At 68.4% G+C, this 6,741-nt stretch carries 6 protein-coding genes and 1 pseudogene; 3 read left to right on the forward strand and 4 right to left on the reverse strand.

What is annotated here, in order from left to right:
- Positions 1 to 43 precede the first annotated feature (43 nt).
- Both D7Y13_RS12395 and D7Y13_RS12400 read left to right on the forward strand, forming a co-directional pair.
- Complete coding sequence (locus tag D7Y13_RS12395) at positions 44 to 1,540, forward strand: HAMP domain-containing sensor histidine kinase (RefSeq protein ID WP_120582050.1); 1,497 nt, start codon at positions 44 to 46, stop codon at positions 1,538 to 1,540.
- Complete coding sequence (locus D7Y13_RS12400) at positions 1,530 to 2,975, forward strand: sigma-54-dependent transcriptional regulator (protein WP_120582051.1); 1,446 nt, start codon at positions 1,530 to 1,532, stop codon at positions 2,973 to 2,975. The genes D7Y13_RS12395 and D7Y13_RS12400 overlap by 11 nt, the downstream gene beginning before the upstream one ends.
- A gap of 105 nt (positions 2,976 to 3,080) precedes the next feature.
- Here the strand turns inward: D7Y13_RS12400 and D7Y13_RS12405 are convergent, their stop codons facing one another.
- A complete protein-coding gene (locus D7Y13_RS12405) occupies positions 3,081 to 3,626 on the reverse strand; it encodes a hypothetical protein (protein ID WP_199732651.1) in 546 nt (181 codons plus the stop codon).
- A gap of 43 nt (positions 3,627 to 3,669) precedes the next feature.
- On the opposite strand from D7Y13_RS12405, the pseudogene D7Y13_RS49925 reads away from it, so the two are divergent.
- Positions 3,670 to 3,877, forward strand: a pseudogene (locus D7Y13_RS49925) (tyrosine-type recombinase/integrase); the annotation flags it as partial.
- 314 nt (positions 3,878 to 4,191) lie between these two features.
- Here the strand turns inward: D7Y13_RS49925 and D7Y13_RS12415 are convergent.
- The 3 genes from D7Y13_RS12415 to D7Y13_RS12425 are packed head-to-tail and all read right to left on the reverse strand — an operon-like array spanning position 4,192 to position 6,380.
- Positions 4,192 to 4,659 carry an NUDIX hydrolase gene (locus tag D7Y13_RS12415; RefSeq protein WP_120534219.1) on the reverse strand — a complete coding sequence of 156 codons (468 nt, stop codon included), beginning with the start codon at positions 4,657 to 4,659 and terminating at the stop codon, positions 4,192 to 4,194.
- 54 nt (positions 4,660 to 4,713) lie between these two features.
- A complete protein-coding gene (locus D7Y13_RS12420) occupies positions 4,714 to 5,181 on the reverse strand; it encodes an NUDIX hydrolase (protein ID WP_120534218.1) in 468 nt (155 codons plus the stop codon).
- Positions 5,178 to 6,380: a DUF2380 domain-containing protein gene (locus D7Y13_RS12425; protein ID WP_341870407.1), complete on the reverse strand. Its 1,203-nt coding sequence runs from the start codon at positions 6,378 to 6,380 to the stop codon at positions 5,178 to 5,180. The genes D7Y13_RS12420 and D7Y13_RS12425 overlap by 4 nt, the downstream gene beginning before the upstream one ends.
- Between the last annotated feature and the right edge of the window lie 361 nt (positions 6,381 to 6,741).

A 6,741-nucleotide genomic window follows, 5' to 3' on the forward strand; every position in this document is an offset into this window, starting at 1 on the left:
AAGTGACGGGGCGCGCGCAGGGAAGCGCGTTAGATTGCGCGCCATGTTGGTGCTTCGACTGCGCTCCCGGCTCCTGTTGTCCTACGCGGTGGTCACCGCGCTGCTGGTGGCGGCGTTCTCACAGATGGCCGTGGGCCTCATGCGCACCCACGAGGTGGTGGCGAGCGTGGGCCAGCAGGAGCTCGCATCCTTCGAGCGAGAGCAGCGTGTGTACGTCGCGGCCTGGGCGCTCGAACTGGCGGTGCGGCGCGGGGTGGTGGCCTGCGAGCAGCGCGGCAGCAGCGCACCCACCGTGCACCGCGCTGTCGCCAGCGCACGCCAGGAGCTCCAGACCGCGCTCGGCGCCGGCTCGGTGCAGCTCGATGCGGGCATCCGCGCGAGCGCCCAGGACTATGTGCAGTACGCCCTGCAATTGGAGCAGGCCGGCACCTGTGAGTCGATGCTGTCGTTTCCCCTGCGTGAGCGGCGGCTGCAGCTGGATGAGGTCCTCACCACGGTGTGGTCCGAGCGCACGCGGGACATGCGCCTGGCCATCCAGGCGAAGGAGGACCACGCGCGTGCCATCGGCTCGGCGGCGCTGCGCTCAGGCGGACTCTTCGGCCTCCTGGGCATCCTCGCCGCGGGAGCGCTCGCCGTCGCGCAGGCGCGCGCGGTGTCGAACTCGGTGGCGCTGCTCTCCACGCATGCGCGCCGCATTGGCCAGGGTGACTTCAGCCCCCTGCCCCCATTGCGCGGGCCCGAGGAGCTGCGCGCGCTCTCGCTGGACCTGGACCGCATGCGTGGGCGCCTGGCGGAGCTGGATCAGCTCAAGAGCGCGTTCGTGGCCTCGGTGTCCCACGACCTGCGCACGCCGCTGGCCCGGGTGCGCGAGGCCCTCTCGCTCCTGGGCGATGGCAGCATCGGCCCCCTGACGCAGCAGCAGGCCCGCGTGGTGAAGCTCGCACAGGCAGCGTGCGAGCGTGAGATCCGCATGGTGACCTCCGTGTTGGATTTGTCGCGCGTGCAGTCCGGCCAGCCGCTGCAGCGCAATGCCGGGGCCTCGGTGGACCAGATTGTCCAGAACGTCCTTCAGGACCTCGCCTTTGAAGCGGATGAGCGCAAGGTCCAGCTGGTGTACGAAGCAGCCCCAAAGCCCGTGCGTGCGCCCATGGATGACCCCCTTGTCGAGCGCGCCCTGTCCAACCTGGTGAGCAACGCCATCGCGGTCTCCAGCGCGGGCAAGACGGTGCGCATCACCTGTGAGCTGGTGAGCCGCAAGCGCCCTGGCGCCGCCAGCCCCTTGCCCGCGGTCCAGCTGTCCGTCGCGGACGAGGGCCCCGGCGTACCCGCGCACGCGCGCGAGTGGATCTTCCGGTCCTTCGCGAGCCTCGAGGTGGGCGGGCGCCGCAGCACGGGGCTGGGCCTTGCCATCGCGCGCGAGATGATCACCGCGCACGGAGGTGAGCTGTCGCTCGCGGACAGGCCCGGGCCTGGAGCCACCTTCACCTTCTGGATTCCCCTTGAGGACCCCGCGTCCCCTGGAGGCCGCCTTGACGCATGAGCCCCCCTTCCAGAAGCCCCATGTGCTCCTGGTGGACGATGACCTTCAGCTCGCGGAGCTCATGTCCATGCGGATGACTTCACGCGGCTACCACGTGACCGTGGAGAGCGAGGGCAAGGGCGCCCTGCGCAGGCTCGCGCAGGAGCGCGTGGACGCGATGGTGCTCGACCTGCGCCTGGAGGACATGGATGGCATGGATGTGCTCCGGGCCGCGCGACAGCGTGCTCCCGAGCTGTCCGTCATCATGCTCACCGCGCACGGCTCCATCGAAACCGCGGTGCAGGCCATGCAGGAGGGGGCCTACGGCTTTCTCACCAAGCCGTTTCACGACCACGAACTCATGCAGAAGCTCACGCACGCGCTCGAGCGCTCGCGTCTGCGCGGGGAGGTGGCCGAGCTGCGGCGGCGCATGGGTGAAGACGGCGAGCCCCTGCTCCTGGGCATCAGCGAGGCCGTTTCGCGCGTGCGCGAGGTGATTGCCCGCATTGCCCCCACCGACGCCACCGTCCTGCTCACCGGCGAGAGTGGCACCGGCAAGGAGCTCGCGGCGCGGATGCTCCACGTGCTCTCGCGCCGCAACACGAAGCGCTTCGTCGCCGTCAACTGCGGCGCCCTTCCGCCAGAGCTGCTGGAGAGCGAGCTGTTCGGACACGTGAAGGGCGCGTTCTCCGGGGCCGTGCGCGAGCGCGAAGGCCTGTTTGGCGCGGCCAATGGCGGCACGCTGTTCCTGGATGAGATTGGCGAGGCGTCCCCGTCCGTGCAGGTGAAGCTCTTGCGCGTGCTGCAGGAGCAGCGGCTCACGCGCGTGGGCGCGGACGTGGAAGAGTCCGTGGACGTGCGGGTGGTCGCCGCCACCAACCGGGACCTCGCGGAAGAGGTGGCCGCGAAGCGCTTTCGTCAGGACCTCTACTTCCGGCTGCACGTGGTGCCCATCGAGCTGCCACCCTTGCGCGAGCGGCTCGAGGACATCCCCTTGCTCGCGCAGCTCTTTCTGGAGCGCACGGCGAACCGCTATGGCCTGCGTCCGCCGCGCCTTGCGCCTGCGACGGTGGAGCTCATGCAGCGCTATGACTGGCCTGGCAACGTCCGAGAGCTCATCCACGAGATGGAGGCCGCGGTGCTCCTGGCCGGCGCGGACGAGCTTCAGCCGCGACATGTGCCTCGCCTTGGCCAGGCGCTGGAGCGGCCCCCAGCCGAGAGCGCGCAGTTGCCAGGCGTTCCAGGCGGGACAGCGGCCTTGCCCTCGCTGCGCGAAGCACGCGATGCCTTCGAGCGCGCCTACCTCGCGGAGGCCATGCGCCGCAGCAGCGGCAGTGTCAGTGCCGCGGCTCGGATGGCCGGGCGCAACCGGAGCGACTTCTACGACCTGCTCAAGCGACACGGACTGTCCGCCGCTGACTTCAAGGGAACCTCCGAGGACGGGCCTACACGCTGAGCCCGCACGTCGGATGAACGGGGAAGGCCCCGAACCGCCACAGTCGCGGGAGGGCCACGGCAGAAGAGGTCCCTCCACCTTCGTGCTGCGCCCCGACGGCATGGGTCACGGCGCGCGCTGCCACTCCACCAGCGTCCAGACGAAGTAGCAGATCGCGGCCAGCCCCCCGACCCCCAGGAGGAACACCGGCCCATGGACAAGCAGGACTGAGTTCATCGCGTGGAGGAAACGGCGCGCTCGCGTACGAGGAGGCCCGAACGCGTCCTCCAGCCTGCGGGCCTCCTCCTCGGTGACGAGGAACAACGGCGTGTCCGTCACCTCGTCGATGATGAAGGATTGCCACCGGGGAACATGGAAGCCCCCCTGGCCGTCCCGGTCGAGGTAGGTCTCAATCACCTTCGCCTGCTCCAGGTCCTCCACGCGTTTCCAGAGCGTGCCGCCCGGCGGGGAGTCATCGTTTTCGCGGAGGCAGCTCACCTCGAAAGAGATGCGCGAGGAGAGCAGCTCTGGAGGGCCTCGGAACACGCGCGCCACCCGTCCCATCACCACCGCTTCGCCTGATGTGCCAGGCGGCAGCTCAACGCGCTCAATCTCGACTTGAACGTGCAGCGCCGCCTCCACCGCGGCGCGAGCGTATTGGTCGGGGGGCATGGCCATCGCTGGAGCCTACCCTGGCCCTTCTTGTGGCTTCCGCTGCCGGCCCGGCAGCCAGCCCCTCACCGCCAGCACGACCGAGCACCGGCTGACGCGGGCCGTGGAGCGGGCGGGCATCACCCGCGAACAGGAGGCCATCACATGGCACGACCTGCGCCACACTGCGGCAGCCATCTCGCGAGGCGGGCGTCCCCCTCAAGGTCATCCAGGAGCCGATGGGGCACGCCACCATCGAACCGACCATGCGTGCCACCCGCGGCGCGGGAGCGCGCGGTGCAGGCAGAGGGGCACATGAGGGAGTGCAGAAAAAACGAAAGGCCCGGAACCTTTCGGTTCCGGGCCCTTCAGTGGCGAGGAGTACGGGACTTGAACCCGTGGGCAGGGCGATGGGAAACCTCAAGCAGGACGCGCAGTTACCCGCTATCGCCTTGAATCCCCTCGGGTTCATCATCCCGCTCCGTCCCGTGCTGTTCCCTGGTGTGTTCCCTCAAGCCACGCAGGAGGGGCACACTGGGGGCACACGGCGGCCCCTCACCGAGGCTTGAAGGGCCACCGCTTCCAGTCAGGCTTCCTCGTCGGGAAGGAGCGTCCGAAGCAGTTCGTCGTCAGGACTGAGCGGGCGCCAGCCGGGAGGTGGGGGGCTGGCGAGAAGCACATCGCGCACCTGCCGCACGCGCTCTTCATGGGTTTCTGGGGTGTACGCAGACCAGCGACCAAGCGTCATTGCAACCTCGAAGCGGCTTTCGTCGTCCAAGATGGGAGGCCAACCGTTGGGGAGTCCCTCGGCGACTTCGCGCACGAGCACATCGCGAACGAAGCGCGTGATCCGCTTGTGCTGCTCCGCCTCGTGCAGCAAGCCGCTCAACACCTGCACCGCAGCAACGTCGTTGCCCAGTTCGTCGGCCAGGACGTACAGCGGAACGGCAGGGCGCGCATCGGCAAAGGCGGTCAGTGAGTCGTAGCCTCGCTCACGGACCCGTTCGTACAGGCGCGCCTTGATGTTGCCCTGCCATGCACCTCCGTCACTCATCGGCTACACCCCAGGTAAACGGCACTTGTTGGATCGGCCGGTCGCCGCTTCCGATCAGGCTTCTTCGTCGGGGAGGAGCGTCCGGAGAAGCTCGTCGTCGGGGCCGAGTGGACGCCAGCCAGCGGGGGGAGGGTTGGCGAGAAGCGCATCCCCTGCCCGATCAACCCGCGCCCTGTGGGTTACTGGGGTGTAGGCGAACCACGACCCGAGCCCCATCGCAACCTCTCCACGGGTTGCATCATCCAGCACGTCCGGCCAGCCATTCGGGAACCTCTCGGCCAACTCGCGCACGAGGACGTCACGAACCAAGCGCGTGACCTGCTTGCGCTGCTCCGCCTCGTACATCAAGCCGCTTAGAATCTGCACGGCAGCAACGTCGTTGCCTAACTCGTCGGCCAGGACGTACAGCGGAACAGCAGGGCGCGCTTCGGCAAAGGCAATGAGTGAGCCGAAGCCCCGTTCACGAACCCTCTCGTACAGGCGTGCCTTGATGTCGCCCCGCCAAGCCCCTCCATCACTCATCGTCCTCTCCCTGAAGTGAAGTTCATGGGGATTCGATAGTCCCGCATATGCCTCGCGACTTCCTTCAAGATCCCATCCCGCGTCAACAACCGGCCGGCTCTCGTCTCAGCCTGGAGTAGCGCATCCATGATCATCCGATTCCACTCGCCGGGCCAAATGCGCCCCAGCTTCCAGTTCCCCCCTCCATGAATCGCCTCGTGATCGGCCTGCTCCAGCCGGACGCAAAAGTTGTCGATGTCCATGTCGCCCTTGAAGCCGCGCCGCTCGAACCACTCGCGGTGTTCTTGCGGCAGCACATGGTGCTTCGGGGCATCCGACATTCCCGCCCCCGCCCTGCCCGTTACCCGCATACCGCGCACCTCGGGGCTGTCCCCCAGCGCTTCGCGCACGCCCTTGGGTAGGTCCTGCTGCGCCTGGGCCATCGTGACTTGTCCGCCCTGAATGAGGACGGCCGCGCCGACGGCGGGAACGGAGATGACGCCCGCCTGCACGAGCCTTCGCATCATCTCCACCCACTCGGCGGAGACCACCAGCCGCGAGCCCACCATGACGCCGCCTGAACTCATTGCCAGGCCCACGCCGAGCGCCGCAGGGGCCGAGGGTGGCACGCATGGCAGGGCCATCTTCATCGTGGAGATCATCGTGACCATCTCCACCGCCTGCATCGCCGCGATGACCTGCCCGCCAAGCTTCAGGGTCTCGCGGGTCTCCCGTTGGAGCGTGTCGAACTCACGCGTCAGCTTCCCCATCAGCTCGGGCATCGCGGTGGTCGCTGCCTCCACCCGCTCCGGGTCCAGTGAGGCGAGATCCGTCAGCGTGGGCTCCATCAACCCCTGCACGCGATGAAGGTCCACGAAGAGCTTCTCGGCGCTGCACATGGGGCAGTGCCGGAGCACGGCGTCCGCGAGGTGCAGGAAGTCCACCCAGGTGGCCAGCAGGAGCGTTCCGAATTGAGCTGCCTGGAGCTTCGGCCCTGTCATGCGTAGCAGGCCCAACTCCATATCCGTGTCGCCAACTTCCGAGGCCGCTTCCGTCAACGCCGTGGCGCTCCCAAGCGCGCCATGAAGCCACGTCACCTGCTTGGATCCCTGGTCGAGGTAGCGCGTGAAGACGCCGGTCAGGCTCCAGCCCCAGAGGTCCGGAGGACGGGCCGCGAGCTTGGTGAACGCGGCCTCGACGCGGGTCAGGGAGCCCTTCACGTCTTTCGTCGCGTCGATGACTGCCTGCCGCGTCGATGCAGCGCTCCGGGCCCCGCCCCCGATAGCGCTGTCTCCCACGGCGGTCACGTCGTCACGCGGCTGCTGGCGGCGTAGGAGCCTTTGCTCGGGTCCAGCAAGAGCGCGCGGGAGGAGGTTCTGGGCGCGCGGGGACTCATCGCTCGGGGGTTCCACCCAGGTGGGCAAGGAGGCTTCTCGCGGTGCGTAGCTCAAGCTTCGGCCACGCCCAGGCGCTTGCGCCACGGAGGCGCATCCCGTGGCCATCAGCACCAGGGCCAGCACCAGGGCATCAGCGCGCATTGTCCACCCCCAGGCCCACCGAGGCGAACGCCCCCGGCCGCAG

The organism is Corallococcus praedator (assembly GCF_003612125.1).
GTDB classification, from domain to species: domain Bacteria; phylum Myxococcota; class Myxococcia; order Myxococcales; family Myxococcaceae; genus Corallococcus; species Corallococcus praedator.

What these genes read in the sequence shown, in the direction of transcription:
- D7Y13_RS12395 (WP_120582050.1), top strand. Translation starts at nt 44, where the DNA reads ATGTTGGTGCTTCGACTGCGCTCCCGGCTCCTGTTGTCCTACGCGGTG.
- D7Y13_RS12405 (WP_199732651.1), bottom strand. Translation starts at nt 3,626, where the DNA reads ATGCCCCCCGACCAATACGCTCGCGCCGCGGTGGAGGCGGCGCTGCAC.
- D7Y13_RS12415 (WP_120534219.1), bottom strand. Translation starts at nt 4,659, where the DNA reads ATGAGTGACGGAGGTGCATGGCAGGGCAACATCAAGGCGCGCCTGTAC.
- D7Y13_RS12420 (WP_120534218.1), bottom strand. Translation starts at nt 5,181, where the DNA reads ATGAGTGATGGAGGGGCTTGGCGGGGCGACATCAAGGCACGCCTGTAC.